27 protein-coding genes and 1 pseudogene are annotated in these 25,252 nt (G+C 64.8%); 20 read left to right on the forward strand and 8 right to left on the reverse strand.

Annotation, left to right across the window (positions count from 1 at the left end):
- Positions 1-3: 3 nt before the first annotated feature.
- Genes AB5Y48_RS15715 through AB5Y48_RS15780 form a run of 14 tightly spaced genes read left to right on the forward strand, consistent with a single transcriptional unit; the run spans position 4 to position 13,226 of the window.
- Complete coding sequence (locus tag AB5Y48_RS15715) at positions 4-249, forward strand: acyl carrier protein (protein WP_050666684.1); 246 nt, start codon at positions 4-6, stop codon at positions 247-249.
- Positions 249-812 carry a hypothetical protein gene (locus AB5Y48_RS15720; RefSeq protein ID WP_368165060.1) on the forward strand — a complete coding sequence of 188 codons (564 nt, stop codon included), beginning with the start codon at positions 249-251 and terminating at the stop codon, positions 810-812. Before AB5Y48_RS15715 ends, AB5Y48_RS15720 begins: the two co-directional genes overlap by 1 nt.
- Complete coding sequence (locus AB5Y48_RS15725) at positions 809-2,185, forward strand: AMP-binding protein (RefSeq protein WP_368165062.1); 1,377 nt, start codon at positions 809-811, stop codon at positions 2,183-2,185. Before AB5Y48_RS15720 ends, AB5Y48_RS15725 begins: the two co-directional genes overlap by 4 nt.
- A complete protein-coding gene (locus AB5Y48_RS15730; protein ID WP_050666687.1) occupies positions 2,185-2,550 on the forward strand; it encodes a hypothetical protein in 366 nt (121 codons plus the stop codon). The genes AB5Y48_RS15725 and AB5Y48_RS15730 overlap by 1 nt, the downstream gene beginning before the upstream one ends.
- Positions 2,547-4,223 carry a glycosyltransferase gene (locus AB5Y48_RS15735; protein WP_368165064.1) on the forward strand — a complete coding sequence of 559 codons (1,677 nt, stop codon included), beginning with the start codon at positions 2,547-2,549 and terminating at the stop codon, positions 4,221-4,223. Before AB5Y48_RS15730 ends, AB5Y48_RS15735 begins: the two co-directional genes overlap by 4 nt.
- A complete protein-coding gene (gene hutH / locus AB5Y48_RS15740) occupies positions 4,210-5,781 on the forward strand; it encodes a histidine ammonia-lyase (protein WP_368165066.1) in 1,572 nt (523 codons plus the stop codon). The genes AB5Y48_RS15735 and hutH overlap by 14 nt, the downstream gene beginning before the upstream one ends.
- Positions 5,774-6,196, forward strand: coding sequence for an acyl-CoA thioesterase (locus tag AB5Y48_RS15745; RefSeq protein ID WP_368165068.1), 423 nt, complete (start codon positions 5,774-5,776; stop codon positions 6,194-6,196). Before hutH ends, AB5Y48_RS15745 begins: the two co-directional genes overlap by 8 nt.
- Positions 6,193-6,795 (forward strand): outer membrane lipoprotein carrier protein LolA, encoded by a 603-nt coding sequence (locus AB5Y48_RS15750; RefSeq protein ID WP_368165069.1) that lies wholly within the window; start codon positions 6,193-6,195, stop codon positions 6,793-6,795. Before AB5Y48_RS15745 ends, AB5Y48_RS15750 begins: the two co-directional genes overlap by 4 nt.
- Positions 6,785-9,097, forward strand: a complete 2,313-nt coding sequence (locus AB5Y48_RS15755) for an MMPL family transporter (RefSeq protein WP_368165071.1) — start codon at positions 6,785-6,787, stop codon at positions 9,095-9,097. The genes AB5Y48_RS15750 and AB5Y48_RS15755 overlap by 11 nt, the downstream gene beginning before the upstream one ends.
- The gene (locus tag AB5Y48_RS15760; protein WP_153006750.1) at positions 9,097-9,651 is read left to right on the forward strand and encodes a DUF3261 domain-containing protein; all 555 of its coding nucleotides are present in this window, start codon (positions 9,097-9,099) and stop codon (positions 9,649-9,651) included. The genes AB5Y48_RS15755 and AB5Y48_RS15760 overlap by 1 nt, the downstream gene beginning before the upstream one ends.
- On the forward strand, positions 9,648-10,814 hold the full coding sequence (locus AB5Y48_RS15765) for a beta-ketoacyl-[acyl-carrier-protein] synthase family protein (protein WP_368165072.1): 1,167 nt from the start codon (positions 9,648-9,650) through the stop codon (positions 10,812-10,814). The genes AB5Y48_RS15760 and AB5Y48_RS15765 overlap by 4 nt, the downstream gene beginning before the upstream one ends.
- Complete coding sequence (locus AB5Y48_RS15770; RefSeq protein ID WP_368165074.1) at positions 10,811-11,269, forward strand: thioester dehydrase; 459 nt, start codon at positions 10,811-10,813, stop codon at positions 11,267-11,269. Before AB5Y48_RS15765 ends, AB5Y48_RS15770 begins: the two co-directional genes overlap by 4 nt.
- Positions 11,266-11,991: a 3-ketoacyl-ACP reductase FabG2 gene (locus tag AB5Y48_RS15775; RefSeq protein ID WP_050666696.1), complete on the forward strand. Its 726-nt coding sequence runs from the start codon at positions 11,266-11,268 to the stop codon at positions 11,989-11,991. The genes AB5Y48_RS15770 and AB5Y48_RS15775 overlap by 4 nt, the downstream gene beginning before the upstream one ends.
- On the forward strand, positions 11,988-13,226 hold the full coding sequence (locus tag AB5Y48_RS15780; RefSeq protein ID WP_050666697.1) for a beta-ketoacyl-ACP synthase: 1,239 nt from the start codon (positions 11,988-11,990) through the stop codon (positions 13,224-13,226). Before AB5Y48_RS15775 ends, AB5Y48_RS15780 begins: the two co-directional genes overlap by 4 nt.
- 42 nt (positions 13,227-13,268) lie before the next feature.
- Here AB5Y48_RS15780 and AB5Y48_RS15785 read toward each other — a convergent pair whose 3' ends face one another.
- The gene (locus tag AB5Y48_RS15785; protein ID WP_060587186.1) at positions 13,269-13,997 is read right to left on the reverse strand and encodes a carbonic anhydrase; all 729 of its coding nucleotides are present in this window, start codon (positions 13,995-13,997) and stop codon (positions 13,269-13,271) included.
- A gap of 379 nt (positions 13,998-14,376) precedes the next feature.
- Here AB5Y48_RS15785 and AB5Y48_RS15790 point away from each other — a divergent pair, with 379 nt between their 5' ends.
- On the forward strand, positions 14,377-15,135 hold the full coding sequence (locus tag AB5Y48_RS15790; protein ID WP_050666699.1) for a DNA/RNA non-specific endonuclease: 759 nt from the start codon (positions 14,377-14,379) through the stop codon (positions 15,133-15,135).
- 98 nt (positions 15,136-15,233) lie between these two features.
- A complete protein-coding gene (locus AB5Y48_RS15795; protein WP_224160292.1) occupies positions 15,234-15,581 on the forward strand; it encodes a DUF2541 family protein in 348 nt (115 codons plus the stop codon).
- Positions 15,582-15,616: 35 nt separating this feature from the next.
- Here the strand turns inward: AB5Y48_RS15795 and mog are convergent, their stop codons facing one another.
- Entirely contained in the window at positions 15,617-16,153 is a 537-nt protein-coding gene (gene mog, locus AB5Y48_RS15800) for a molybdopterin adenylyltransferase (RefSeq protein ID WP_368165077.1), read from the reverse strand.
- Positions 16,154-16,476: 323 nt separating this feature from the next.
- On the opposite strand from mog, the gene AB5Y48_RS15805 reads away from it, so the two are divergent.
- Positions 16,477-16,821: a DUF3135 domain-containing protein gene (locus AB5Y48_RS15805; RefSeq protein ID WP_060587182.1), complete on the forward strand. Its 345-nt coding sequence runs from the start codon at positions 16,477-16,479 to the stop codon at positions 16,819-16,821.
- Positions 16,822-16,840: 19 nt separating this feature from the next.
- Here AB5Y48_RS15805 and AB5Y48_RS15810 read toward each other — a convergent pair whose 3' ends face one another.
- The 3 genes from AB5Y48_RS15810 to ettA form a co-directional block, all read right to left on the reverse strand.
- A complete protein-coding gene (locus AB5Y48_RS15810) occupies positions 16,841-18,166 on the reverse strand; it encodes an NCS2 family permease (RefSeq protein ID WP_050666703.1) in 1,326 nt (441 codons plus the stop codon).
- A 149-nt stretch (positions 18,167-18,315) separates the two neighbouring features.
- A complete protein-coding gene (locus tag AB5Y48_RS15815) occupies positions 18,316-18,639 on the reverse strand; it encodes a hypothetical protein (protein WP_050666704.1) in 324 nt (107 codons plus the stop codon).
- Between the two features lie 92 nt (positions 18,640-18,731).
- Positions 18,732-20,399 (reverse strand): energy-dependent translational throttle protein EttA, encoded by a 1,668-nt coding sequence (ettA, locus tag AB5Y48_RS15820; protein WP_136614105.1) that lies wholly within the window; start codon positions 20,397-20,399, stop codon positions 18,732-18,734.
- A gap of 312 nt (positions 20,400-20,711) precedes the next feature.
- Between ettA and AB5Y48_RS15825 the strand changes: the two genes are divergently transcribed.
- Complete coding sequence (locus tag AB5Y48_RS15825) at positions 20,712-22,073, forward strand: nucleobase:cation symporter-2 family protein (protein ID WP_050666706.1); 1,362 nt, start codon at positions 20,712-20,714, stop codon at positions 22,071-22,073.
- Here the strand turns inward: AB5Y48_RS15825 and AB5Y48_RS15830 are convergent.
- Both AB5Y48_RS15830 and AB5Y48_RS15835 read right to left on the reverse strand, forming a co-directional pair.
- Positions 22,065-22,880, reverse strand: coding sequence for a lytic transglycosylase domain-containing protein (locus AB5Y48_RS15830; protein ID WP_368165079.1), 816 nt, complete (start codon positions 22,878-22,880; stop codon positions 22,065-22,067). The genes AB5Y48_RS15825 and AB5Y48_RS15830 overlap by 9 nt on opposite strands.
- A gap of 121 nt (positions 22,881-23,001) precedes the next feature.
- Positions 23,002-23,181, reverse strand: a complete 180-nt coding sequence (locus AB5Y48_RS15835; RefSeq protein WP_050666708.1) for a hypothetical protein — start codon at positions 23,179-23,181, stop codon at positions 23,002-23,004.
- 258 nt (positions 23,182-23,439) lie between these two features.
- Here AB5Y48_RS15835 and AB5Y48_RS15840 point away from each other — a divergent pair, with 258 nt between their 5' ends.
- Positions 23,440-24,039, forward strand: coding sequence for a YitT family protein (locus tag AB5Y48_RS15840; protein WP_050666709.1), 600 nt, complete (start codon positions 23,440-23,442; stop codon positions 24,037-24,039).
- Here the strand turns inward: AB5Y48_RS15840 and AB5Y48_RS15845 are convergent.
- Positions 24,027-24,842, reverse strand: coding sequence for a substrate-binding periplasmic protein (locus AB5Y48_RS15845; RefSeq protein ID WP_368165080.1), 816 nt, complete (start codon positions 24,840-24,842; stop codon positions 24,027-24,029). The two genes, AB5Y48_RS15840 and AB5Y48_RS15845, sit on opposite strands and share 13 nt — an antisense overlap.
- A gap of 111 nt (positions 24,843-24,953) precedes the next feature.
- Between AB5Y48_RS15845 and AB5Y48_RS15850 the strand changes: the two are divergent.
- A pseudogene (locus AB5Y48_RS15850) lies at positions 24,954-25,252 on the forward strand (transposase); the annotation flags it as partial.

A 25,252-nucleotide genomic window follows, 5' to 3' on the forward strand; every position in this document is an offset into this window, starting at 1 on the left:
CCCATGACCAGAGACGATATCTTCAACGAGATCCGCAATGCCCTGGTCGAGCTGTTCGAGATCGATCCCGAGGCCGTGACCCTGGATGCCCAGCTCTATCAGCAACTCGAGCTCGACAGCATCGACGCCATCGATCTGGTGGTGCATCTGCAGAAGCTGACCGGCAAGAAGATCAAGCCGGAGGAGTTCAAGTCGGTGCGCACCGTCGCCGACGTGGTCGACGCGGTCGAGCGCTTGCTCGCAGAGTAATGGGGCGAGCCAACCTGCTGGCGGGCGCTCTGCTGCTGCTCTATCCCCTGCTGGTCTACCTCAGTGTCGTCTCGGGGAGGGGGGAGTGGCTGCCGCTGCTGCTGTTGCCGCTGTTTGCCATTCGTCTCATCGCCGGCTCGGCGATGCCGCCGGCCTGGCAATGGGTCACGCGTTGGCTCGGGGCCATCGGCCTGCTGCTGGTGGGGCTGAACCTCTGGTTTCGCGAGCATGACTGGCTGCTCTACTACCCGCTGGCGGTCAATGCCACCCTGCTGGCCCTGTTTGGCGCGAGTCTGCGCCAGCCCATGACCCTGGTGGAGCGGCTGGCTCGGCTCTCCACGCCGGATTTGCCCGAGCAGGGGATTCGCTACACCCGCAAGGTGACGCAGGTGTGGTGCCTCTTCTTCATCGCCAACGGCGCCCTCTCCGCCTGGACCATCTGGCAGGGGGACCTTGCGCTCTGGAGCCTCTACAACGGCCTTGTCAGCTATCTGCTGATGGGTGCCCTGATGGGCGGCGAGTGGCTGGTCCGGCAACGGGTAATGAGACGGGGTGAGCCATGACCCTGCTGGATGAACTGCTGCAGGCCGATGGGGAGCGTATCGTCGCATTCGGTGCCCAGGGTGACGTCACGCTGGAGACCCTGCGCCGCGCGGCCCTGACGTTGGCCGGTCAGCTGCAGGTTGGCACTACGACCCGCTGGGCGCTCTGCATGAGCGACAGCTATCACTTCACCGTTGCCCTGCTGGCCTGTGCCCTGGCCGGTCACCAAGTGGTGCTGCCAGGCCATCTGCGCGTGGCCGCCCTGCAGGAGCTGCTCGAGCAAGAGGCCTTCGAGGGGGTGATCTGCGATGAGGCGCTCTCGCTGCCCTGTCCCGAGCTGCGGGTCGATAACTTGGCTGGCGACGACGCACAGCCCATGAGCTGGCACGCCCCCTCCCTGGCCCCGACCCTCACCCTCTACACCTCGGGCTCGAGCGGCCAGCCCAAGGCCATCCCCAAGCCCTGGTCTCTGATCGAGGCGGAGGTGCGGGTGCAGGGGGCCCTGTGGGGCGCCGCCCTCACGGGCGCCCGTCTCTTTGCCAGCGTCAGCCATCAGCATATCTACGGCCTGCTGTTTCGCATCCTGCTGCCGCTGAGCCTTGGCGTGCCGTTTGCCCGTCGCCAGACCGACTACCCGGAGCAGCTGCCTGGCCAGTGCCAGAGCTGGGCTCTGGTCAGCTCGCCGGCGTTTCTCTCGCGTCTCGGCGAGGCTCTGAATGCCTCCGGTTGCCGGTGGGTGGCCTCCTCCGGTGGCCCCCTCGCGTATGAGGATGCGCGCCAGTGCGCCGCCCGGCTCGGTTCCTTGCCGGTGGAGATCTACGGCAGCAGCGAGACCGGCGGCATCGGCTGGCGCCAGAGCCGCGGCCCGGATTGCTCCTGGACCCCCTTCCCCGGGGTCGATGTCGGCTGTGACGAGCGGCAAGCCCTGCTGCTGAGCTCCCCCTTTATGGATGAGCCCGCCCCCTGGCGCGGGAGCGATCGCATCGCCCTGTGTGGCGAGCCGGGACAGTTTCGCCTGCTGGGCCGCCTGGATCGCATCATCAAGGTCGAGGAGAAACGCATCTCTCTCGACGAGGTGGAGCAACGTCTCCTGGCCCTCGATGAGGTGTCTGATGCCGCCGTCCTGCCCCTCGAGCAGGGGGGACGCCAGATCCTGGGGGCTGCCCTGGTGTTGACCCCGGAGGGGAGGGCGAGTCTTGCCCGCCTCGGTCACGGCGCCTTCTTGCTGGCCCTGCGCCAACGGCTGCGCCCCTGGCTCGAGCCGGTGGCGTTGCCGCGCAGTCTCAGACTCTTTGAGGCTTTACCTCTCACCGGCGCCGGCAAGCGCGATGGCGTCGCGCTGCGCCGCGCCTTCACCCTGCCGGCCCCCGAACAACCCGGAGAACACTCCTGATGGATATTTCACTGCTTCCCACGCAGCTGGCGCGTCAGGTCACCTCCGACGGCGTGCAGCTGCTGCTGCGCCTTGACGCCGGCCTGCCCTGGTTTAGTGGCCACTTCCCCGGTGCCCCCCTGTTGCCCGGGGTCGCCCAGCTGCACCTGGCCATTCACTTCGCCCGCGAGGAAAAGCTGCTTGATGGGCAATTTCAGGGGATGGATCAGCTCAAGTTTCAGCGTCCCCTGCGCCCGGATGAGCAGTGCTGGCTGAGGTTGCAAAGACAAGAGGACGGCCAGCTGCGTTTTGAGTACCGGGTCGGCTGCGCCGAGGCCCAGGCAGAGCTGCCCCTGGCGAGCAGTGGACGGGTCAAGGTATCGTGACGCCCTGCCTGATTATCCCCTGCTACAACCATGCCGCGCCCCTTGCCGGCGTGCTGATTGAGCTCGCCCCCCTCGGCCTGCCCTGCCTGCTGGTGGACGATGGCAGCGAACCGGTTGCCGCCAATCTGCTGGACCAGCTGGCGGCCGAGCATGCCACCTGGGTCACCCTGCTGCGCCATGAGCGTAACCGGGGCAAGGGCGGGGCGGTCAAAACGGCCCTGCAGGCAGCCAGGGAACGGGGTTTTAGTCACGCCCTGCAGGTCGATGCGGATGGCCAGCACGATCTTGCCCGCCTGCCGGATCTGCTGGCCGAGGCACAGCGTTATCCCGAGGCGCTCATCTCCGGCGCCCCCCAGTACGATGAGTCGGTGCCCAAGGGGCGACGCTATGGCCGCTACCTGACCCATGTCTGGGTCTGGATAGAGACCCTCTCGTTCGAGATAAGAGACAGCATGTGTGGCCTGCGGGTCTATCCGGTGGCGACGAGCTGCGATCTGCTCGAGCAGTGCGCCCTCGGGGAGCGGATGGATTTTGATATCGAGGTGATGGTGCGCCTGCACTGGCGCGGGGTACCGGTGCGCTTTATCCCGGTGAAGGTGCACTATCCCGAGGATGGCCTCTCCCACTTCAATCCGCTGCACGACAACCTGCGCATCTCCTGGATGCACACCCGGCTGGTATTGACCCTGCTGCGCGATGGCGCCGTCCACCTGCTGCGCTGGCCCAGGCGGCTGCTGGACCGGGGGAGGGCACACTGGTCGCGTACCCCCGAGCGTGGCACCCTGCTCGGCATCCGCACCCTGCTGTGGAGCTACCAACTGCTCGGACGCCCCGGCTTTCGGGTGATCTCGCTGCCGGTCATCGCCTACTTCTGGCTGACCGGTCGCCGCCAGCGCGAGGCCTCCCGCGACTATCTGGCCCGCCTCTCCGCCCGCGCCCATGCGCTTGGCCATCCCCTGCCCGAGCGGGTGGGGAGCCTGCGCCACTTCCTGCGCTTTGGCGAGGCGGCCCTCGACAAGCTGGCCGCCTGGCGCGGCGACATCCGTCTCGACGATATCGAGCTGGTCAACCGCGAGCACTACGAGGCCGCCCGAGGTCAGGGGGCGCTTATCATCGGTTCGCACCTGGGTAACCTGGAGCTGTGCCGCGCCCTCGGTAGCCAGGAGCAGGGGGTGCGCATCACGGCCCTGGTCTTCACCCGCCACGCCGCCCGCTTCAATGCCCTGATGCAAGAGGTAAACCCCGATGCGGGCCTCAATCTGGTACAGGTGCAGGCGCTCGGTCCCGATACCGCCATCATGCTCAAATCCCGCATCGAGGCGGGGGAGTGGGTGGTGATCGTGGGGGATCGCACCTCGGTGACCAAAGAAAAACGGGTGGTCTGGGCCGAGTTTCTCGGGGAGAGGGCGCCCTTTCCTCTGGGCCCCTTTGCCCTGTCGGCGGTGCTCGGCTGCCCCACCTATCTGATGTTCGGGTTGCGCGAGCAGGGGCGTTTTCGGGTCCATTTCGAGCCCTTTGCCGATGGCCTGCCCCTGCCCCGTGCCGAGCGCCAGCAGCGCCTCGAGGCCAGGGTGCAACACTACGCCGACCGGCTGGAATACCACTGCCTGCGGGCGCCGCTGGAGTGGTTCAACTTCTTTGACTTTTGGCATCTGACCGATGAGCAGGATTGAGCAAGGTATGCACGAGATCGTATTCGGGGCCCGTCCCCTCACCATTGAAGAGGTGGTCGCCCTGGCCGAGCGCCGCGCCACCCCGACGCTCAACCCCGAGCCCGCCTTTCGTGCCCGCATCCAGCGCGGGGCCGACTACCTGGACCGGCTGCTGGCCGACGAGGGGGTCATCTACGGGGTCACCACCGGCTACGGTGACTCGGTCACCCGCGCCGTGCCCCTGGATCTGGTCGATGCCCTGCCTTTGCACCTGACCCGTTTCCACGGCTGTGGCCTGGGCGAAAATCTCAGCCCGGCCGCCACCCGCGCCGTGCTGGCCACCCGCCTCAACTCCCTGGCGCAGGGGGTCTCCGGGGTCAGCGTTACCCTGCTCGAGCGCCTCACCTGGCTGCTGGAGCAAGATCTTCTGCCGCGCATTCCCGAGGAGGGCTCGGTCGGTGCCAGCGGCGATCTGACCCCCCTCTCCTATGTGGCGGCGGCCTTGGTGGGAGAGCGCGATCTCTATCGGGACGGCCAGCTGATGGGGGCGGCGGATCTCTATCGGGAGCTCGGCATGAGCCCCCTCAAGCTGCGCCCGAAAGAGGGACTGGCGCTGATGAACGGCACCTCCGTGATGACGGCGCTCGCCTGCCTCGCCTTCGCCCGTTGCGACTACCTGATGCGCCTGTGTACCCGCATCACGGCGCTGGTGAGCGTGGCCATGGAGGGCAACGCCTTCCACTTCGACGAGCGCCTGTTTGCCGCCAAGCCCCACCCGGGCCAGCAGCAGATCGCCGCCTGGCTGCGCGCGGATCTGCAAAGCGGCGAGCTGCCCCACCACAGCAACCGGCTGCAGGACAGATACTCCCTGCGCTGCGCCCCCCACGTCATCGGCGTGGTGGCCGACAGCCTGCCCTGGTGGCGCCAGCTCATCGAAAACGAGCTCAACAGCGCCAACGACAACCCCCTTATCGACGGTGACGGGGAGCATGTGATGCACGGCGGTCACTTCTACGGCGGCCACATCGCCATGGCCATGGACAGCATGAAGGTGGCGGTGGCCAACCTGGCCGATCTGCTCGACCGCCAGCTGGCCCAGCTGGTGGACACCAAGTTCAATCAGGGGCTGCCGAGCAACCTCTCGGGTGCCAGTGAATCGCTGCGCTTCATCAACCACGGCTTCAAGGCGGTGCAGATCGGCGCCTCCGCCTGGACCGCCGAGGCCCTCAAGCACACCATGCCCGCCAGCGTCTTCTCCCGCTCCACCGAGTGCCACAATCAGGACAAGGTGAGCATGGGCACCATCGCGGCCCGCGACGCCCTGCGGGTGCTGACCCTGACCGAGCAGGTGGCCAGTGCCAGCCTGCTGGCTGCGGTGCAGGGGGTGGAGCTGCGTCTCGCCCTGCAGGGCAAGGGGCCAGGCGCCCTTAGCCCGGCGCTGGCTCACACGGTGGAGGCGGTGCGCCGGGATCACCCCTTCCTGACTGAAGATCGCCCGCTGGAGGCCGAGCTGCGCGCCCTGATGGAGCGCCTGCAGGCCCGTCACTACCCGCTCTATGACGAGGTGCCCCATGGCTGAACCCTGGCAACTGAGCGCCGAAGTCGACGTCACAGTCCCGTTTCACGACGTGGACATGATGGCCGTCGCCTGGCACGGCCACTACCTGCGTTACATCGAGCTGGCCCGCTGCGCCCTGCTCGATCGCATCGACTACAACTACCCGCAGATGGAGGCCTCCGGCTACCTCTGGCCGGTCATCGACGTGCGCATGAAGTACGTGGCGCCCCTGCGTTTTGGCCAGACGGTGCGAGTGCGTGCCACCCTGGCGGAGTATCAGAACCGCCTCAAGATTGACTACCTGCTCTACGATCCCGCGACCCATCAACGCACCAGCAAGGGTTACACGGTGCAGGTGGCGGTCAGCAAGGAGAGCGGCGAGATGTGCCTCGCCTCGCCCCGGGTGCTGCTCGACAAGCTGGGGGTGACAGAGTGAGAAAGTGCCTCTGGCTGCTGCTGGCCCTGCTCCCCTGGCCCCTGCTGGCCGGTCAGATCACCCTGGCCGAGGTGCAGCGCCAGCTCACCGCTGCCGATGCCCGCAGCGCCTGCTTCGAGCAGGAGCGCCAGATAAGCGGCCTGAGCCAACCCTTGCGATCCGGCGGCGAGATCCTGCTGGTCAAGGGCCAGGGGCTCTGGTGGCAGCAGCAAAAACCCTTTCCCCTGACCCTGACGCTCACCCCGACCCGCATGGTGCAGCAGTTGCCAGGCCAACCGGCCCAGACCCTGGAAAACCCCCAGCTGCTGGAGTTCAGCAACCTGATGCTGGCCCTGTTTGACCCGAGCGAAGCGGCCCTGGCGAGCTATTTTCGTCACACCCTCACCAGCGAGGGAGAGGAGTGGACCCTGACGCTTGAGCCCATCCGCGCCCCCCTCGACAAGGTCTTCGCCACCCTGGTGCTCACGGGGAGTCATGAGCTCAGGTCGCTGGCCATCCACGACAGGCAGGGGGATGTCACCCTGATCCGCTTTTCCAACTGGCAGCTCAAGCCCCTGCCACTGAGCGCCGAGGAGCAGTCCCGCTTTGATGCTCACTGAACGACACTGGCGCCTGCTGGGGCGGGCCTGGCTGCTGCTCTGCGTGGCGGTCTGCATCGCCCTGGCGCTGGCCCTGCCCCGCGCTCGTTTCAACACCAGCGTGATGGATCTGCTGCCCAAAGAGGAGCATCAGCAGTGGCACCCCGAGCTGCGGGCCGGGCTGCTTGCCAATCTGGACCGGCAGCTGGTGTGGCTGGTGAGCCTGCCCCCTGGCAAGGACGGGGAGGCGGCCGCAACCGGGTGGAGCCGGCGGCTGCAAGCCATCGACGCCCTGGCGCAGGTGAAGGGGGCTCAGCCCGAGCTCGCGGGAGCCTGGCAAGCCTATCTGCAGCAGATGGCGTGGCAGCACCTCACCCCGGCCGCCCGGGCACGGCTGGCGGGGGGCGCCAGCGTCTGGAGCCAGTGGGTGCTGGGGCAGATCTACTCCCCCTTCGGCGGCGTCTCCTGGGCCGAGTGGCAGGCAGACCCCATGTTGCTGACCCGCGCGGCCGTGCTCGAGCAAAAGAGCCCGATGCAGCTTGGCGAACAGGGCTGGTTGAGTGCTCAAGGGCCCGATGGCCGGCGCTGGTATCTGGTGCGCGCCGAGCTCAACCTCTCGGCCTTCGACATGGCCCGTAACCGGCAGCTGCTGGCCGAGCTGACCCGCGCCGAAGATGCGCTGAAACAGGACTACCCCGGGGCCGAGCTGCTGCGTCGCGGCACCCTGTTTTATAGCCAGCACGCCAGCACCCTGGCCGAGCAGGATATCTCCACCATCGGCCTGGGGTCGCTCTTTGGGGTGGTGCTGCTCATCTGGCTGGCGTTTCGCTCCCTGCGGGCCCTGCTGCTCTCCCTGTTGCCGCTGGCCATGGGGATGCTGTGGGGACTCGGCGCCGTGCTGCTGGTGTTTGGGGAGATCCACGTCTTCACCCTGGTGATCAGCACCAGCCTCATCGGCATCTCCATCGACTATGCGCTCCACTTCATGAGCGAGCGGCGCCTGCACGGCCACGAGACGCCGGCCCAGACCCGCGCCCACCTGCTGCCGGGCCTGAGCCTGGCCCTGCTCACCACCCTCATCGGTTATGCCCTGCTCTGGCTCGCCCCCTTCCCGGGGCTGCAGCAGCTGGCGGTCTGCGCCCTGGCCGGCCTGCTGGCCGCCTTCCTGACGGTGCTGCTGCTCTTCCCGGCCTGGCTCGGGGAGTTGTCGCAGGGGCCGCTCCCCATCCGCCGCTGGCAGGCGCGCTGGATTGCCGCCTGGCGCGCGCCTGCAGGCCTGCGCCGCTGGCTGCCGCTGCTGGCGCTCGTCGTCAGCGCCATCGGCGTGAGTCGCCTGGTGGTGGATGACGACATCCAGAAGCTGCAACCCCTGCCGCACCAGTTGCAGGCACAGGAGCGCCAGATCCAGCAGCTGACCGGCCAGCAGGGGGGCATGACCGGCTATCTGGTGGTCGGGCGCGATGGCGAGCAGGCCCTCACCCGCCTCGAGACCCTGGCTGGCCACCTCGAGCAGGCCCGCCAGCGCGGGCAGCTGGATCACTTCGTTGCCATCAGCCAGTGGCTCCCCTCCCGGGCGCGCCAGCAGGGGGACCATCACGCCATCGCGAAGCTGCAACCAGGCGTCATCGCGGCGCTCCAGGGGGCCGGCCTGCCGGTGGAGGCCAAGACGCGCCCCTTCTCGCCGCTCACCCCCGAAGCCTGGCTGGCGAGCCCGGTCAGCGAAGGGAGCCGGTTGCTCTGGCATGCCTTGCCTGACGGCCGGGTCGGCATCTGGGTGCCGCTTGCCGGTATTCACGACGCCGCCGCCCTGGCCAACCTCGCCACCGAACTGGATGGCGTGGTGTGGCAGGATCAGCGCAGCCAGTGGAGCCAGCTCTTCGCCGACTATCGCCTCAAGCTGGCCGAGCTGCTGCTGGTGGCGGTATTGCTGGTGACCGGGCTGCTCTGGCGGCGCGTCGGCTGGCGCGTCGCGGCGCGGATCCTGCTGGTCAACGCCCTGGCCATCGCCATGGGACTGGCCCTGCTCGGTTTCAGCCAGCAGCCGCTGACCCTCTTCGGGGTGCTGGCGCTCGGCCTCATCTTCGGCATCGGCATCGACTACGGCCTCTTCTTCGCCCACTGCGGCGAGGATCCGGGGCGCCAGCAGTCGACCCTGCTGGCCATTTTGCTCGCCCACCTCACCACCCTGCTGGCCTTCGGCCTGCTGGCGCTTAGCCACACCCCGGCCATCGCCGGCTTTGGCATAGTGCTGAGCGGCGGGATCTTTACCGCGTTTTTGTTATCGCCCATGGTGCTGGCCCCGCGGCCGGCTGCGGAGTCATGATGAGATATCTGATGTGTTTGCTGTTGCTGCTGGGCGGCTGCAGCAGCCGGCAGGGGGTGGAGGCCTTTATCGCCCCGAACGTCCCCCTGTCGTTGCCGGCGCCCACCCTGGCCGAGCCTCTCACCCGCCAGCAACTGCTACGGGCCAGCGCCCAGGGCAAGCAGTACCAGCTGCTCACCGCCCTGGAGGCGGGCCCGCAGGGGATCACCCTGGTCGGCCTGATGCCCACCGGGGCACGCCTGTTCAAGGTGCGTTACGATCGAAGCGGCATTCATAGCGAGCGCCTGCTGCCTCTGCCGGGTAACGCCCTGCCGCCCCCCGCCCAGGTGCTGGCGGATGTCATGCTCTGCTACTGGCCCGTGGCCGACTGGCAGCCCCGCCTGCCCGCCGGCTGGCAGCTCAAGGACGAGGGAGATGTCCGGCGCCTCACCGACCCCGCCGGAGAGCTGGTCACCGAGATCCACTATCAAACCTGGCAGGGCCAGCGCGAGCCGGTCAGCCTGACCCAGCACCGCTTCGGCTATGCCCTGACACTGGAGAGCCTGGCCCCATGACCCTCTACATTCACGCCTACAGCCTCATCAATGCCCTCGGCCGCGGCAAGGCGGCGGTGTGCGACGCCCTGAGTGCGTGGCATAGCCGGGGTGAGAGCCCCCTTGATAAAGAGCGCTGGACCCTGGTCGATGGCCGCACCTCGCCGGTGGGGCGGGTGAGCGATCCGCTGCCCGAGGTGGCGCAGCCCCGCCACGACTCGCGCAACAACCAATTGCTGCTCGCCGCCCTGGCCGATATCGACGCCGAGGTGAGCGCGGCCATCAGCCGGGTGGGCGCGGATCGGGTAGCCCTGGTGCTCGGCACCAGCACCTCCGGCATCGGCGAGGCCGAGGAAGCCGTGGCGGCGCAGCTAAGAGGTGAAGCGATGTCGCCCCGCTTCGACTATGCCCAGCAGGAGCTGGGATCCCCGTCGACCTTTCTTGCCGAGCATCTGGGCATACTGGGACCGGCGATGACCCTCTCGACCGCCTGTTCGTCGAGCGCACGGGCCTTTATCACGGCGCGCCGCCTGCTCGAGAGTGGCCAGGCCGATATGGCCCTGGTCGGCGGCGCCGACGCCCTGTGCGGCCTCACCCTGAACGGTTTCGACAGCCTGGAGTCCTTGAGCGAGCGGCGCTGCCGTCCGTTTGCTGCGGGGCGCGACGGCATCAACATCGGCGAAGGAGCGGCCCTGTTTCTGGTGAGCCGCGATCCCGCCCCCCTGGCCCTGCTGGGGGATGGGGAGTCGTCGGATGCCTGGCACATCTCGGCGCCGCACCCGCAAGGGGAAGGGGCCGAGCGGGCCATGCGCATGGCGCTGGCGCGCGCCGGTCTCGAGGCCGAGCGCATCGACTACGTCAACGCCCACGGTACCGCCACCCGTCTCAATGACGAGATGGAGAGCCTGGCCCTGTCGCGCCTCTTCCCCCACGGGGTGGCGGTGAGCTCTACCAAGGTGCTGACCGGCCACACCCTGGGGGCGGCCGGGGCCACCGAGGCGGCCCTTTGCTGCCTGCTCCTGGAGCGCGCCCTGCCGCTGCCCCCGCAGGGGGAAGCGCAAGACCCGCGCCTGGCCCCGCTGACGCTGGTCAGGGAGGCCGGGGCGTCCCGCATCATCATGTCCAACTCGTTTGCCTTCGGTGGCAACAACGTCAGCCTTATCTTTGGCAAAGAGGCGCCATGACTTTTCCTCCCATAGAACAACTGCTGCCCCACCAGGCGCCCATGTTGCTGCTCGATCGCGTCATTGCGTCTGATCCCCAGAGCATCAGCTGCGAGACCCGGGTGGGGGAGCGGCACGCCCTGCTGCTCGATGCACAGGGCAATCTGCCCGGCTGGTGCGGCATCGAGCTGATGGCCCAGGCCATCGCCGCCTGGGCCGGCTTGCAGGCGCATCAGCGTAGCGAGCCGGTGCGCATCGGCATGCTGCTCGGCACCCGCAAATACGAGAGCCAGCTGCCCACCTTTGCCGCCGGCAGCCTGCTGCGCATCGAGGCGCACTGCCTGCTGCAGGACGCCGGCATGGCCAGCTTCGAGTGCCGCATCCTGCAAGGTGAGACCCTGTGCGCCAAGGCGCGCCTGAGCACCTACCAGCCCACGGCGGCCCAACTGACAGATTTACTGGAGCAGAAACAATGAACTCGACCGTATTGGTAACCGGCGCCAGCAAGGGGATTGGCCGGGCCATCGCCCTGAAACTGGCCGCCGACGGCTTTGCCGTGGTGGTCCACTATCACGGGGATCAGCAGGGCGCCCAAGGGACCCTCGATGAGATCGTCGCCCAGGGCGGGAGCGGGCGCCTGATCCAGTTCGATATCGGCGACAGGGAGCAGTGCCGTGCGCGCCTCGAGGCCGACATCGAGCAGCACGGCGCCTACTACGGCGTGGTCTGCAACGCCGGTATCGTGCGCGACGGCGCCTTCCCGGCCCTGACGGACGGGGAGTGGGACGACGTCATCCACACCAACCTCGACGGCTTCTATAACCTGCTCAAGCCCTGCATCATGCCGATGATCGGGCTGCGCCGCGGCGGGCGCATCGTCACCCTGTCGTCGGTCTCCGGCATCATGGGCAACCGTGGCCAGGTGAACTACAGCGCCTCCAAGGCGGGCCTCATCGGCGCCACCAAGGCGCTGGCACTGGAGCTGGCCAAGCGGCGTATTACGGTCAACTGCGTGGCCCCCGGCCTTATCGACACCGGCATGGTGAGTCCCGAGGTAGAGAGCGAGGCACTCAAGATGATCCCCCTCAAGCGGATGGGACAGGCGGACGAGGTGGCGGGTCTGGTCTCCTACCTGATGTCCGACATCGCCGGCTACGTGACCCGGCAAGTGATTTCCATCAACGGAGGCCTGATATGAACCGACGTGTCGTCGTCACCGGCATGGCCGGTGTGACCGCCTTTGGCAACGACTGGGCCCGCGTGAAGGCGCGCCTGCAGGCAGGACGCAGCGCCGTGGTAACCATGCCCCAGTGGGCCGTCTACGACGGGCTCAACACCCGGCTGGCGGCCCCCATCACCGATTTCTCCCTGCCGGCCCACTATCCGCGCAAGAAGACCCGCGCCATGGGTCGCGTCTCAGAGATGTCTACCGTCGCCACCGAGCTGGCGCTGGAGCAGGCCAGGCTGCTGAGTGATCCTGTGCTGACCGATGGCCGCACCGGCATCGCCTACGGCTCCTCCACCGGCAGCACGGCCCCCATCAGCGCCTTTGGCGCCATGCTCAACGACAAGACCACCGCCAGCATCACCGCCACCACCTATGTGCAGATGATGCCCCATACGGCGGCGGTCAATACCGGTCTCTTCTTCGGCCTGCGCGGTCGGGTCATCCCCACCTCCAGCGCCTGCACCTCCGGCAGCCAGGGGATTGGGTATGCCTATGAGGCGATCCGTCACGGCTACCAGACAGTGATGGTGGCGGGCGGCGCCGAGGAGCTCTGCCCGTCGGAGGCCGTGGTGTTCGACACCCTGTTCGCCACCAGTCAGCTCAACGACACCCCCGAGCTTAGCCCGCGCCCCTTTGACCGGGATCGCGACGGTCTGGTCATCGGTGAGGGGGCCGGCACCCTGGTGCTGGAGGAGCTGGAGCACGCCCTCTCGCGCGGCGCCCCCATCATCGCCGAGCTGGTGGGCTTTGCCACCAACTGCGACGCGGCCCACGTCACCCAGCCCCAGAGCCAGACCATGCAGCTGTGCATGCAGATGGCGCTGGATCAGGCAGGGCTGACCCCCGAGCAGATCGGTTACATCAGTGCCCATGGCACCGCCACCGAGCGCGGCGACATTGCCGAGAGCCAGGCGACCGCCGCCATCTTCGGTGACCAGACCCCCATCTCGTCTCTCAAGAGCTACTTCGGCCACACCCTGGGAGCCTGCGGCGCCATCGAGGCCTGGCTCGCCCTGGAGATGATGCACGATGGCTGGTTTGCCCCAACCCTCAACCTCGCCCACCCGGATCCCGCCTGTGCCCCCCTCGATCACATCACGGGGGCGGGCCGCGAGCTGCCGGAGATCGAATACCTGATGTCCAACAACTTCGCCTTTGGTGGCATCAACACCTCCCTCATCTTCCGGCGCTGGCCACACGCCTGAGGGAAGTGACACCATGAAAAGAGGGCCGTTCGGCCCTCTTTTTTATTCCAGAATGGTGCGGGCGCCCAGAGGCTGCGCCGGCCGGTTGTTGGGGTGGTGCATCACCGCTTTGAAGGCGTCGATCTGTGCCTGACTGGCGGTGACGGGGTGCTTGAGCACCAGCCAGCGCACCCCCTCGCTGCAGGGTGGCGTGGTGAGCGAGCCGTTGAAGCGATAGTAATCGAGGTTCCGGGGTAGCAGGGCTCGCACATCGAGGGGCCGAGTCAGGGTAGCCGTCGTGCCTGATTGCGTCGGGATCTGACGCCATGCCGTGGTGAGCAGGGGATTGCCTGCCCCCACCTCGAACATGACCGCCAGCACCAGCAGCGCCCCTTGCTCGCTGGCGTGGACCAGGTGCGCCTCGAGGGGATAGTGGCGACCCTGGATCAGGTTTTCGCTCGGGGCGTGAAAGTGAAACTGTTTGAGGGTGAAGGCTTGCCCGTCCAGGGTGAGCGTGCTGCCCGGGGCATAGTCGACCTGTATCGTGTGACCATTGTTGACCAGGGCAGTGGCCCCCGTCTGGTAGTGGAGGGTGAGCGGCGCCAGGGCCGATTTGATGGTGCCCTTGATGTCGACCGGTGACTGGTTGTGGCCGCTGCAGGCGGCAAATTCCGGGGTGAGGCTGGCCCAGTGCTCGGGCCCTTCGGCGCCGGCGTAGCCCCAGTGGGGGGCGGCGAAGGTGGTGGAGGAGAGCAGCAGTGTCGTGGTGAGCCAGCAGGCGTTGATCTTCATATCCCTATCCGATAACAAAAATGAGCGTGCCTCCACGAGGGAGGAGTGAGTGAGGTGACCATGTATTGTGGTTATGATGGGGTACTACCCCCAAGGGGGTGATCGATGATGCGTGAAAAGGGGAGGGTGCGATACGAACTCAATTAATCGAGGTGGCTTGTTTGATTAAATTGGTGCCAAGTGGGCCGGCTGCGAAAGCGGTGGGCTAAACCAAGCAGTATCTCACTTATCAACTCGCTGATTTAAAGCATATTAACGTCTGTTCAGCCGGATATCGGGGGCCAGTCACAGTTTCGAAATGTGTAAAAAAACTGCAATTGATGCACTGGTCTGATCTCGTGTCAAATTGCTCCGCCTACTAAACTGGAGCAATACAAAAATGATAAAAATCAATAAATTGGTTCTGGCTGTCACCCTCTCTCTCGGCTCCGCCCCCCTGCTGGCGGCGGGCTTTGCCTGTGGAGAGCATGTGCGCTTCGGCATTCCGTCCGAATCGAGTCAGAAGTTGTGTCGTGTCGGCTATGCGGTCGGCTACAACTATGACTACAAGGTCGCTGACTGGGTCTCTTACCAGATGACCAGCGAGAGCGCCCAGGGCCCGACCAAGCGTAAAGATGCCTTCGCCGAGGACAAGGAGATCCCGGTGGCCTACCGTGCCACCCTGGCCGATTACAAACGCTCTGGCTATGACCGTGGCCACCAGGCTCCGGCTGCCGACATGGCCGCCACCGCCACCACCATGAAGCAGAGCTTCTTGCTCTCCAACATGACGCCGCAACTGCCCGCCCTCAACCAGAAGGCGTGGCGCATCCTGGAGGAGAAGGTGCGTAACTGGGCCATCGCCCGTGGCGATGTCCAGGTCATCACTGGCCCCATCTTCACCGGCAACGAGGACTCCATCGGTAATGGGGTCGGCATCCCGAGTGCCTACTACAAGGTGGTGATGGATCCCTACCGCCTGCAGGCCATCGCCTTCATCCTGCCCCAGGAGGATGTGCCCATGAGCCAGCTGGCCAACTACCGTGTCTCGGTACGCGATGTGGAGCAGCAGACCGGTCTCGACTTCTTCAGTGACCTGCCCTACGACCAGCAGGATACCCTGGAAGAGCGTGTCTCCCCCATGTGGAGCGACCGCTGAGCTGAATAGGGGCTGTATGGTACAGCCCCGGTTTAGCTTCAGGGAGTAGAATGGCCCTCCATTTTCCGGAGGGCTTTTTCTTGTCCAAGTACGCTTTCATGTTGGCCACGCTGCTGGCCGCCCCGCAGGCTCTGGCCGACGATCAGTTCACCCTGGGTCGTACCATATTGCTCGGCATGGGGGACAGGGGGGCCGTCATCCCGCTGGTGCTCTGCCGCCCCACCAAGTACGTCAAGGTCAAGGCCGAGCGGGAGCTGACCCTGGATCGGTTGGTGGTGACCTATGGGGACGATCGCACTCGTACCGTGCGTTTTGACAGGGAGATGGACAAGGAGCAGGAGACAGAGTGGAAATCTCTGGGCACCCGTCGCTGCGTCAAGAAGATCGAGGTCTATGGCAACGCGGAAGGGAGCAAGGCCGGGGTCAAGGTCTTCGGCCGCCGCTGAGTCGAGACAAGAAGAGCGCCTGATGGCGCTCTTTCTCATTTCTTGGGGCGAAACGGCTTGATGACGCTCTCGTCACACTCCAGACGGGGCCCCTCCATCAGATCGATGCAGTAGGGGATGGCGGGGAAGACGGCGTCGAGGCACTCGCGGATCGACTTGGGCTTGCCCGGCAGGTTGACGATCAGAGTGTCACCGCGCAGGCCTGCGGTCTGGCGCGAGAGGATGGCGGTGGGTACAAACTTGAGGGACTCGGCGCGCATCAGCTCCCCAAAGCCCGGCATCATGCGATCGCACACCGCCTCGGTAGCTTCCGGGGTCACGTCACGTTTGGCTGGCCCCGTGCCCCCCGTGGTGACGATGAGGCAGCACTCCTCCTCGTCTGCCAGGGCAGTCAGGGTCTGCTCTATCAGGGGCTGCTCGTCGGGGATGAGGCGATAGACGGGCTCCCACTCCGAGCTCAGGTAGGCGCTCAGGGTATCTATGATGGCTTGTCCCGACAGATCCTCGTAGACACCGGCACTGGCGCGGTCGCTGACGGTGACGATACCGATTCTGGTTCTCTGTGATTTCACTCTCATGCTCCTCCCGTTTCGTGGCGGCCACACCTTAGCACGCAGGCCCTGTGCCGGCCCAGTCTCGGCTGTGTACATGTATGCAAAATGGTCTATTTGACGCGGCTTTAGAGAAAGATGGTCTAACCGTAAGCAGAGGGGAGGGGAAGAGGTAACTTATTGAATAAATAATGTTTTATGGGCTGGAATTAAAAGAGGTTGCGAAGTGGGGAAACGTCTGGCTCCGGGGGGGAATTGCCCTGCTGCGCCGCCCATGCTGTATTGCTCGTTAAGTGAACAGACGAAGTGCATCCGGCCGGGTGCCCCGACATGGGAGGGAGCTTATGTCGCTGCCGGATTTCGATACCCTCAAGGCCATGGCCGAGGAAGATGAAGCCGCACTGGATGCGTTGCTTCACGAGCAGGTGGAGGCGCTGGTGGCGGCGGCCCACCCCCAGTTTCAAGAGCGGCTGCGCGGCCTGCAGTTCGAGATCGACTGTCAGAAGCGGCTGGCTCGCAATCCCATCGACCGCTGTGTGCGCCTCTCTCGCATGATGCACAGCCGTTGCTATCAGCTGCACGAGACATTGCGCAACCTGCAGCACAATCAGCTGGAGTTGCCCGAGCCCGATGCCCCCTGCGAGGTGGTGGAGCTCAAGACCTGGCGCCATAAAAAACGGCCGACATGATGTCGGCCGTTTCGCAGGATCAGTGATCGACCCAGACAAACTTGAGGATAAAGAGCAGGGCCACGGCCAGCACGCAGGGGTTCACCTCGCGCCAGCGGCCGGTGCCCGCCTTCATCACGCAGTAGGAGATAAAGCCCACGGCGATCCCCTCGGTGATGGAGAAGCTGAACGGCATCATGACGGTGGTCATGAAGGCCGGTACGGCCTCGGTCAGATCGTCCCACTCTACCCGGGTCAGCTCCGAGCACATCAAGACCCCCACATACATCAGGGCGCCGGCGGCGGCATAGGCCGGTACCATGGCGGCGAGGGGGGAGAAGAAGATGGCGAGCAGGAACAGCAGACCCACCACCACGGCGGTCAGGCCGCTGCGTCCACCCACGGCGACCCCGGAGCTGCTCTCGATATAGGCGGTCACGGAGGAGGTGCCCATAAAGGCGCCGCCCACCGAGCTGACACTGTCCACCATCAGGGCCTGCTTCATACGCGGGAAGTGTCCCTTGTCGTCGGCCAGCTTGGCACGGTTGGTCACCCCGATCAGGGTGCCCGATGAATCAAAGAGATTGACCAGCATAAAGGAGAAGATGACGCCGGCCAGGCCGATGTCGAGCGATCCCATCAGATCGAGTTGGCCGAACACCGGCGTGATGCTCGGCGGCAGGGAGACCAGGCCCTGGAAGGTGACATCACCGAAGGCCCAGCCCAGGGTGGTGGTGACGGCGATGGCGATCAGCACAGCCGAGTGGATCCCCTTGGAGGAGAGAATACAGATGAGGAAGAAGCCCAGCGCCCCCAGCAGGCAGGGGAGGGAGGTGAGTTTGCCCACAGTCACCATGGTGGCCGGGCTCGCCACCACCATGCCGGCGTTGTGCATGCCGAGCAGGGCGATCAACAGGCCAATGCCGGCGGTGATGCCGACCCGCAGGGAGAGCGGAATGTTACCGATGAGCCAGTAGCGGACCCGAAACAGGGTGAGGATCAGCAGACCCACGGCGCCCCAGAAGATGGTGCCCATGCCCACCTGCCAGGAGTAGCCCATGCCGCCGACCACCACGAAGGCGAAAAAGGCGTTGAGACCCATGGCCGGCGCCAGGGCGATGGGCAGGTTGGCGAGCAGACCCATCAGTATGCTGCCGATACCGGCGATGAGGCAGGTGGTGACGAACACGGCCTGGGTGTCCATGCCCGCATTGGAGAGGATCTGCGGGTTGACGAACACTATGTAGACCATGGTGAGGAAGGTGGTGATGCCGGCGATCACCTCGGTTCTGGCATCGGTGGCGTGGGCCTTGAGGCCAAAGAGGCGCTCGAGCAGGCCGCCACGGGCGTGTTGGGGTTGACTCATCTCTATTGTTACCAATGATTTCGTGTGTGGGGGGCGGCCACCCGGGGTGGCCGACCGCGCATTTTGGCACAGATGAGGGGTGACCCCAAAACAGAAAAGGGAGTGAGATGAGCGAGGGGTAAACGTTTTTCTGGCGGATTCCCGCTTTATCAGGGGAGTGAGTCCAGGTAGCGCTCCACCAGCATGGCCAGGGTCTCGTCGATGCGCTCCTTGAGGTGGTCGAGATCGCAGCCGGCCCGGTGCAGGTATTGATCCGCCTGATCCTCGCTCATGCGACGGCCGGCCAGGTGAAACTCCATCTCGTCGAGCTTCTTGTCGTGGCGCGGTACGATTTCCCAGTTGAGCAGGTCGGGCTCGAGGCGGGGAAAGACCTGCATGGCGAGGGTGCAGAAGGTGTCGATATGCTGCTTGCCTTCCGGCCCCAGACAACCGGGTTCGACCCGAAACAGCAGGGTGAGTTTGGGCACAGACATGATGACCTCGTGAAGCTGGGTTATTCCCGACATTATGGCAGCAATAAGAAGGGGAGCCGAGGCTCCCCTTGCAAGATCGCCGTGGCAATCCCTTATTTGGTGATGCGCTTGTACTTGGCGCGATGCGGTTGGACCGCTTCGGCACCATAGGTCTTCTTCTTCCACTCTTCGTATTCGGTAAAGTTACCTTCGAAGAATTCGATCTTGCCCTCGTCCTGATAGTCCAGGATGTGGGTGGCGATACGGTCGAGGAACCAGCGATCGTGGGAGATGACCATGGCACAACCGGGGAACTCCAGCAGGGCGTTCTCCAGGGCGCGCAGGGTTTCGATGTCCAGATCGTTGGTCGGTTCATCGAGCAGCAGCACGTTGCCGCCGGTCTGCAGCAGCTTGGCCAGATGCAGACGACCCCGTTCACCCCCGGAGAGCTCGCCGACCCGCTTCTGCTGATCGGAGCCCTTGAAGTTGAAGCGGCCGATGTAGGCGCGGCTCGGGAACTCGTAGTTGCCGATGCGCAGGATATCCTGACCGTCGGCCACCTCTTCGAACACCGTCTTCTTGTCGTTCATCTGGTCGCGGAACTGATCCACCGAGGCCAGCACTACGGTCTCGCCCAGGGTGATGGCGCCGCTGTCCGGCTGCTCCTGGCCCGACATCATGCGGAACAGGGTCGACTTACCGGCACCGTTGGGACCTATGATGCCGACGATGGCCCCCTTGGGAATGGTGAACGACAGATCGTCGATCAGCACCCGATCCCCGTAGGATTTGCGCAGGTTGGCCACTTCCACCACCTTGTCGCCGAGACGCGGCCCGGGCGGAATGAACAGCTCGTTGGTCTCGTTACGCTTCTGGTAGTCGTTGGTGTTGAGCTCCTCGAAGCGAGCCATACGGGCCTTGGACTTGGCCTGGCGACCCTTCGGATTTTGGCGAACCCACTCCAGCTCCTTCTCGATGGACTTGCGACGAGCCGCTTCGGTGCTGGCCTCCTGGGCCAGACGAGCGTCTTTTTGCTCCAGCCAGGAGGAGTAGTTGCCTTCCCACGGGATACCTTCGCCGCGGTCCAGCTCCAGGATCCAGCCTGCCACGTTGTCGAGGAAGTAACGGTCGTGGGTGATGGCCACGACGGTGCCCTCGTAGTCGTGCAGGAAGCGCTCCAGCCAGGCCACGGACTCGGCGTCCAGGTGGTTGGTCGGCTCGTCGAGCAGCAGCATGTCCGGCTTTTCCAGCAGCAGGCGGCACAGGGCGACCCGGCGACGCTCACCCCCGGAGAGGTGCTTGATCTGGGCATCCCAGGCGGGCAGACGCAGGGCGTCGGCGGCGCGCTCGAGCTGGTTGTCCACGTTGTGGCCGTCGTGAGCCTGGATGATGGCTTCCAGCTCACCCTGCTCCTTGGCCAGCTTGTCGAAGTCTGCGTCCGGATCGGCGTAGGCGGCATAGACCTCGTCGAGGCGGGCCATGGCGCGCTTCACATCACCCATCGCCTCTTCGACGGCGTCGCGTACGGTCTGCTCCGGATCCAGCTTCGGCTCCTGGGGCAGGTAGCCGATCTTGATGCCGGGCTGCGGGCGGGCTTCCCCTTCGATCTCGGTGTCGAGCCCGGCCATGATGCGCAGCAGGGTGGACTTACCGGCGCCGTTCAGACCCAAGACACCAATCTTGGCGCCCGGGAAGAAGGAGAGGGAGATGTTTTTGAGGATATGACGCTTGGGCGGCACGACCTTGCCGACCCTGTTCATGGTGTAAATAAATTGAGCCATTGGCTAATTCTCTTTGGTTTCAGTGCGTTGGCTGTGATGCCCTCGCTCTGGGGCCGGGGTGGGGCCGGGGGCTGGCCCCGGTTCCAAAAAACCCGTCGATTGTAAACCAAGGGGGAAGGGGGGGCAAAGCGGCCCCGTCGGCTCAGAATGATAATCCTCCCTATCAAAGTGAGCGGGTGATAGGGCCTCCCGCCCGCTTTCTGTGAGCCGGGGCTCACTTCTCGAGTGAGCAGAGAGGGCATGACCCTTGCTGTAAAGCCCCGGTGCCTGCCTCGGGCAGGTCAAGTCACCGGGACCCCCAAGGAGTATCCCATGAGAGTGAATCCCTCCCCTGTGGATCAGGAGGACGAAGTCGAGGCCCTGCTGCCCGCCGGTCAATTGCTGACCCTGGGACTGCAGCACGTGTTGGTCATGTATGCGGGGGCGGTCGCCGTGCCCCTGGTCATCGGCGGCAGCCTGGGGCTGCCCAAGGAGCAGATCGCCTTTCTCATCAGCGCCGATCTCTTCTGCTGCGGCATAGTGACCCTGCTGCAGTGTCTCGGGATAGGGCGCTTCGCCGGCATCCGGCTGCCGGTCATCATGTCGGTGACCTTCGCGGCCGTCATGCCCATGCTGGCCATAGGGGCGGATCCCAATCTCGGGCTCAACGGCATCTTCGGTGCCACCATAGCGGCCGGGGTGCTCTCGACCCTCTGCGTCCCCCTGATCGGGCGGCTCATGCCCCTCTTTCCCAACCTGGTGACCGGGGTGGTGATCACCTCCATCGGGGTGAGCATCATGGGGGTGGGGATCGACTGGGCCGCCGGCGGGCGTGGCAACCCCGACTACGGGGATCCCCGCTACATAGGGGTGAGCATGGCGGTGTTGCTCTTCATCCTGCTGGTGACCCGCTTTGCCAAAGGATTTATGGCCAATGTCTCCGTACTGCTCGGCATCCTCTTCGGCTTCGCCATCGCCATCATGATGGGGGAGGTGAGCTTCGCCGGCCTGCAGGAGGCGGCCTGGTTCTCCCCCATCCGCCCCTTCGCCTTCGGCTGGCCCACCTTCGATCCCATCGCCATCATCACCCTGACCGTGGTCATGCTCATCACCTTCATCGAGTCCATGGGCATGTTTATGGCACTGGGGGAGATAGTGGGTCATCCGACCCGGCGTGGCGACATAGTGCGTGGTCTGCGGGTCGACGGGATTGGTACCGTGATAGGGGGGCTCTTCAACAGCTTCCCCCACACCTCGTTTTCGCAAAACATCGGCCTGGTGGGGGTGACGGGCGTCCACAGTCGCTGGGTCTGCGTCATGTCCGGTGGGATCTTGCTGCTCTTCGGTCTGGTACCCAAGATGGCGGTGGTGATCGCCTCGGTGCCGAGTTTCGTCATGGGCGGCGCTGGGATCGTCATGTTTGGCATGGTGCTGGCGACCGGCATCCGCATCCTCTCCCGGGTGGACTACAGCCACAACCGCTACAACGCCTATGTGGTGGCCATCAGCCTGGGGCTGGGTCTGATCCCCTCCTTCTCGCCTCACTTCTTCGCCCGTTTCCCCGGCTTCCTGCAGCCCCTGCTTCACAGCGGCATACTGCTGGCAACCGTATCGGCGGTGCTGCTCAACCTCTATTTCAACGGTTATCGGCGCAAGGAGGCACCGGCAGCGGTGGAGGCCGAGGCCTCAGTGTGAGGATTGCCCGGCGTAGTAGAGCACCCGCTGCACATAGTCCCGGGTCTCGGGGTAGGGGGGGATGCCGCCGTAGCGGGTCACCGCCTTCTCGCCGGCATTATAGGCGGCGCTGATGCGAACCCAGTCCTGCCCAAACTCTCCCTCGAGCCACTTGAGGTAGGCCATGGCGCCACGAATGTTCTGTTCGGGATCGAACGGTTTGGTCACGCCGAAGCGGGCCTGGGTCTCGGGGATGAGCTGCATCACCCCCTGAGCCTGCTTGGGAGAGACGGCAAGGGGATTGAGGTTGGACTCGGTGATGGCGATGGCCAGCGCCAGCCTGGGATCGACCCTGTGGCGCAGGGCTGCCTTGCGGATCTGCTCGGCCAGCTGCTGTTTGGCAAGGGACTGGCGGGCGATGTAGTGCTCCATGTCGAACGGGGTGCCGGGTTGTACCCAGGGGGTGCCGCCACCGCCGGCACCGCAACTGCCGAGGGGGGCGTTGCCGACCCTGTCGTTGTAGTAACGGCCCGCCTGTTGGCTCCCCAGTCGCATCGCCATGGCAAGGTAGGCGTTGGCCCGGCGCGGACTGCGGATCTCGCCCGGCCCGCGGGCCAGCAGGCGGCCGATGCGAAAGTAAGCCTCCGGATTACCGAGGCGTGCCGCGGCGCAATAGTAAGCGATGGCCTGGTGCGGATCGCTGCGCTCCAGGGCCGCACCCTGACGCAGGGCGGTCGCGACCCTGGGGGGTTGGCGAAAGGTCTCGGCGTGCAGGGGAGAAGCACCGATCAGCAGCAGAAGCGAGCCCCAGAAGAGGATGCGATCCATGGGTCTGTTCTCTTGGTGTTGTCCAAGAAACATAGGTCGTCATCGCGGACGTCGCTATCCGGGCAGTGGATCGTGTGGTTATGTGCCGGAAACCCAGAGAACTAAATATTCTGGAACTCCCTTAGAAGGGGTGGTGGTAGTCCTGTTTCGGGGAGTCCAGGGTGCGGATGACGTGGCGCACCTCGAGCAGCGTCCAGAGGGTGGCCTGGCCCAGCATGGCCAGCAGGGGGAGCAGTTCGTGGGTGGTTTGCAAGGTCAGGGCGGCGAGCAGGGTACCCAGGGGTAACAGGCGACGAATCATGGGTTCACTCCATTGAATCAGGTTCCTTCAGTCTTCTTTTAGGTACTACCCGATTCGGGGAGGCGAGTCCAGCGCTTCATCCCCTGCCATATCTTGGTGCAATAGCTGTAACGTAAAAAATACACGCCCCATTTTGGGGCGTTTTGGTGTCGGCTTGTGATCTTGCTCACCGAAAATAGACTCGGAAACCATAACGAGATCCTGATGACAGGATCCAGTGCTGTGCCCCTTTTACTTCGCCGCCAACAGGAACACGTTATGGATAACCGCACTCACCCTCTGCATGAGGATCTGCTCGCCCTGCTGACCGCCTCGGGTTTCGTCTCCCTTGGCATCTATCTGTTTCATCAGGTGGGTCTACTGACCGGCGGCACTGCCGGCCTGGCCCTGTTGCTGCAAAAAATGACCGGATTGAGCTTTGGCCTGATCTTTTTCGGCATCAATCTTCCCTTCTACGCCCTGGCCTGGCTCAGGATGGGGCCGCGTTTTACCCTTAACACCTTCATCTCGGTGGCGACCGTCTCCTGGGTGACCGATCACCTCAACGCCGTATTGCAGATTGGCAAGATCGAGCCCGTCTATGCGGCTCTCATCGGCGGCACCCTGATCGGCATGGGGCTGCTCATCATGTTCCGTCACAAATCGAGCCTCGGGGGCTTCAACATACTGGCGCTCTTTATTCAGGAGAGGTTCGGCCTTCGGGCGGGCAAGCTGCAAATGGGGCTCGATTGTGCCATCGTCATCGCCTCCTTCTTCGTGGTGCCGCTCTGGATCCTGCTGCTGTCCGTGGTCGCCGCCATCATCTGTAACCTGGTGTTGACGCTCAACCACAGGCCGGGGCGCTATCAGTTGGCCTGATGGTGTCGCGGCTCGGGGGGAAACAGGGTGTGCAGCCGGTGATCGGGCAGCGGGGAGGAGAGTCCCCAGCGCACCCGGTGGCGCAGCAGATTGCCCTGGGCCTCGAGCCGGCTCAAGATCTGGTTGAAGGCGTTGAGCCTGGCTTCGCTCACCCGTTCCCGGTTGAAGGCGATGTAGTAGTTGGCCTCGTGGCTCTTCTTCCAGAGCCGGATCTGTGACTCCCCGTTGAGGTTGAGCCGATGCAGGGCCACATCGATGTTCGAGAAGTAGAGGCTGTAGCGCCCCTGTCGCTCCAGCTTGAGCAGGCTGGCATAGTCGTCGTTGACGTTGAGGTCGAGGCGCATCGGCGGCAGCCCTTGCTGGCGCAATGCCGCATCCAGATGGCGTAGCAGGGTCTCGCTAAACGAGCCCTTGGTCACCCCGATCCGCTCGTCACCCAGTCGGGCCAGGGTAAGAGGCCTGTCTGTCTCCTCACCGCGGGCGAAGATGCCCCAGCTCGCCTTGCACAGGGGGAGCGAGTAGCGCAGGGTCCTGGCTCTTGTCTCACTCCAGGCGAGGGGGAACATGCCGTCGGCTTCCCCCAGCTCCAGTTGCTTGCGTGCCCTCAGATTGGGCAGCAGGGTGATCTGGCACCCCTCCGGCCAGTAGTTGCACGCCTCTTTGACCATCTCTACCGTGGCCCCTGCCGGTTGATGGTCACTGCCGGCAAAGCTGTAGGGGGCGAACTCCTGCACCACCAGGCGCAGGGGGGCCGCAAGGCAGAGGGGCGAGAGAGTCCAGAGCAGCAACAGACGACCTAGCATGGGGCACGACTCCATGAGTGATTCCCTAGCAGTATGGATGAGAAAGTCTAATCTAACCCACCCTCGATGGACACTTGGTTAAGTGAGTAAAATCACTGACAGAGGTACATCATGACCAAAGCAACGATCGAACAGAAAACACCCAGAACCCGTTACTCTCAGCAATACAAGGAAGAAGCCTTGGCTCTGGCCGAGCGCGTAGGAATGAGCAAGGCCGCCATCCAATTAGGCCTCAAAGAAGCCCAGCTCTACGCTTGGCGCACCAAGGCCAAGCAACTCATGGATACGGGGGAGCGCGAGCAGCAACTCGCCGATGAAAATGTCCGACTCAAGCGCCAACTGGCTGAGCAAGCAGAAGAGTTGGCCCTGGTAAAAAAAGCCGCCGCGTACTTTGCCAAACACCTGAAGTG

The sequence above is a fragment of the Aeromonas sp. R6-2 genome (genome assembly GCF_040908155.1).
Taxonomy (GTDB): Bacteria; Pseudomonadota; Gammaproteobacteria; order Enterobacterales; family Aeromonadaceae; genus Aeromonas; species Aeromonas schubertii.

Bases quoted from the DNA above. Each gene is read 5' to 3' on its own strand.
- AB5Y48_RS15830 (WP_368165079.1), bottom strand. From the start codon at position 22,880: ATGGATCGCATCCTCTTCTGGGGCTCGCTTCTGCTGCTGATCGGTGCT.
- AB5Y48_RS15775 (WP_050666696.1), top strand. From the start codon at position 11,266: ATGAACTCGACCGTATTGGTAACCGGCGCCAGCAAGGGGATTGGCCGG.
- AB5Y48_RS15825 (WP_050666706.1), top strand. From the start codon at position 20,712: ATGAGAGTGAATCCCTCCCCTGTGGATCAGGAGGACGAAGTCGAGGCC.
- AB5Y48_RS15795 (WP_224160292.1), top strand. From the start codon at position 15,234: ATGTTGGCCACGCTGCTGGCCGCCCCGCAGGCTCTGGCCGACGATCAG.
- AB5Y48_RS15805 (WP_060587182.1), top strand. From the start codon at position 16,477: ATGTCGCTGCCGGATTTCGATACCCTCAAGGCCATGGCCGAGGAAGAT.
- AB5Y48_RS15770 (WP_368165074.1), top strand. From the start codon at position 10,811: ATGACTTTTCCTCCCATAGAACAACTGCTGCCCCACCAGGCGCCCATG.
- AB5Y48_RS15755 (WP_368165071.1), top strand. From the start codon at position 6,785: ATGCTCACTGAACGACACTGGCGCCTGCTGGGGCGGGCCTGGCTGCTG.
- AB5Y48_RS15785 (WP_060587186.1), bottom strand. From the start codon at position 13,997: ATGAAGATCAACGCCTGCTGGCTCACCACGACACTGCTGCTCTCCTCC.
- AB5Y48_RS15730 (WP_050666687.1), top strand. From the start codon at position 2,185: ATGGATATTTCACTGCTTCCCACGCAGCTGGCGCGTCAGGTCACCTCC.
- AB5Y48_RS15840 (WP_050666709.1), top strand. From the start codon at position 23,440: ATGGATAACCGCACTCACCCTCTGCATGAGGATCTGCTCGCCCTGCTG.
- hutH (WP_368165066.1), top strand. From the start codon at position 4,210: ATGAGCAGGATTGAGCAAGGTATGCACGAGATCGTATTCGGGGCCCGT.
- AB5Y48_RS15715 (WP_050666684.1), top strand. From the start codon at position 4: ATGACCAGAGACGATATCTTCAACGAGATCCGCAATGCCCTGGTCGAG.
- AB5Y48_RS15765 (WP_368165072.1), top strand. From the start codon at position 9,648: ATGACCCTCTACATTCACGCCTACAGCCTCATCAATGCCCTCGGCCGC.
- AB5Y48_RS15745 (WP_368165068.1), top strand. From the start codon at position 5,774: ATGGCTGAACCCTGGCAACTGAGCGCCGAAGTCGACGTCACAGTCCCG.
- AB5Y48_RS15810 (WP_050666703.1), bottom strand. From the start codon at position 18,166: ATGAGTCAACCCCAACACGCCCGTGGCGGCCTGCTCGAGCGCCTCTTT.
- AB5Y48_RS15780 (WP_050666697.1), top strand. From the start codon at position 11,988: ATGAACCGACGTGTCGTCGTCACCGGCATGGCCGGTGTGACCGCCTTT.
- AB5Y48_RS15845 (WP_368165080.1), bottom strand. From the start codon at position 24,842: ATGCTAGGTCGTCTGTTGCTGCTCTGGACTCTCTCGCCCCTCTGCCTT.
- AB5Y48_RS15720 (WP_368165060.1), top strand. From the start codon at position 249: ATGGGGCGAGCCAACCTGCTGGCGGGCGCTCTGCTGCTGCTCTATCCC.
- AB5Y48_RS15790 (WP_050666699.1), top strand. From the start codon at position 14,377: ATGATAAAAATCAATAAATTGGTTCTGGCTGTCACCCTCTCTCTCGGC.
- AB5Y48_RS15760 (WP_153006750.1), top strand. From the start codon at position 9,097: ATGAGATATCTGATGTGTTTGCTGTTGCTGCTGGGCGGCTGCAGCAGC.
- ettA (WP_136614105.1), bottom strand. From the start codon at position 20,399: ATGGCTCAATTTATTTACACCATGAACAGGGTCGGCAAGGTCGTGCCG.
- AB5Y48_RS15815 (WP_050666704.1), bottom strand. From the start codon at position 18,639: ATGTCTGTGCCCAAACTCACCCTGCTGTTTCGGGTCGAACCCGGTTGT.
- AB5Y48_RS15835 (WP_050666708.1), bottom strand. From the start codon at position 23,181: ATGATTCGTCGCCTGTTACCCCTGGGTACCCTGCTCGCCGCCCTGACC.
- AB5Y48_RS15725 (WP_368165062.1), top strand. From the start codon at position 809: ATGACCCTGCTGGATGAACTGCTGCAGGCCGATGGGGAGCGTATCGTC.